Origin of the sequence: Neolewinella persica DSM 23188, from assembly GCF_000373105.1 — a bacterium.
GTDB lineage: Bacteria > Bacteroidota > Bacteroidia > Chitinophagales > Saprospiraceae > Neolewinella > Neolewinella persica.
Genome location: NZ_KB890496.1, coordinates 1 through 1,105, shown reverse-complemented (window position 1 = coordinate 1,105; position 1,105 = coordinate 1). Strand labels below are relative to the sequence as shown.

Genomic DNA, 1,105 nt, shown 5'->3' with positions numbered 1-1,105 from the left:
CCGGTTTTTATGGGCATTTTTTCGGGTATCGGTTACTGTTGTTAAGATACGACGAATTTGCTGGGCTTGAGGGACTTTTTACACAGTCTGACGGTATTGTGTATGTGGCGTGACCAGCCTTTGCTGGGCATGAACATCATACACTTTGTTATGTGTCGTGTTCTCTATTGCAATTTTATTATGTCGTTCAAGGAGTATTTAATTTCCAAGTTTTTAGGGTAGAAAAATAATTTGAAACTTTGTGGCCATTTTTCTCTATAAATGCCAATTGTATAAACGTCTTCTTCAAATTTAAAATCTATTTTTTCATGGATTGAATATTTAGCCCTAAATACAGGTGCACTATTTGGTTTATCATAAACAGATATCGTTAAACTTTCATTACTCCCTTCCAATCTATTCTCATACAATTCTTTGTAATCAATAAAGTCATCTCCTAACCCAGCAAAGTCAATTACGGTTAAGTTTTTAAATAGAAATGACATATCATGTTCATCATCGTAATTAAAGTTGAAATTTAATATGAAATAAATTTCTTGTTCCGTTGAGAAGCGTGGAATTTGAATTGATTTTATTGAGTATACTAAATTTGTCTGTTCTTTTTTTGTAATAATTTGGTCTTCTTCTATATCTATAGAAACATTGTAAAGTGGAAACACTATGTTTTGATGAAAGTTATAAATAGATTCAATAATTCGAGCTTGATTTTGTTTGACAAATTCTAATGCTTCAAGTTGCTTCCCTGTTGGTTCATTAGTTTCTAAATTTGTTTCAATTCTTATCTTAATTCCGTTTTTAGGTGGTTTCCAAGAACTTACATTCAATTCTTCCAATATCTCTAATTTCAATTGATTTACTGGCTTGAAAAACCAATAGTCTTCCCATTCTTCATATTTTATAAATTTATCTGAGTTCATTTTTTTAATTTATCATGACACATAACGGGAGTCTGAGTGATAAGTCCCCACCAAAAACCCAATTTCCAGGCGCTGATCAGCTCGCCAACACCCTCCTCCGTGGCTGTTCACAAAATAAGCCAAATACCTCAACCCGCACGGAGTATCGTGTGGTCAAAAAGACTAAAAGGTCAGAAAAATGACCCTTC

At 33.1% G+C, this 1,105-nt stretch carries 1 protein-coding gene; it reads right to left on the bottom strand.

Going from position 1 to position 1,105, the window contains the following annotated elements; translation table 11 throughout:
- Window positions 1–164 precede the first annotated feature (164 nt).
- Window positions 165–917 carry a hypothetical protein gene (locus B036_RS0126665; protein ID WP_020571782.1) on the bottom strand — a complete coding sequence of 251 codons (753 nt, stop codon included), beginning with the start codon at window positions 915–917 and terminating at the stop codon, window positions 165–167.
- Window positions 918–1,105 lie beyond the last annotated feature (188 nt).

What these genes read in the sequence shown, in the direction of transcription:
- B036_RS0126665 (WP_020571782.1), bottom strand. Translation starts at nt 917, where the DNA reads ATGAACTCAGATAAATTTATAAAATATGAAGAATGGGAAGACTATTGG.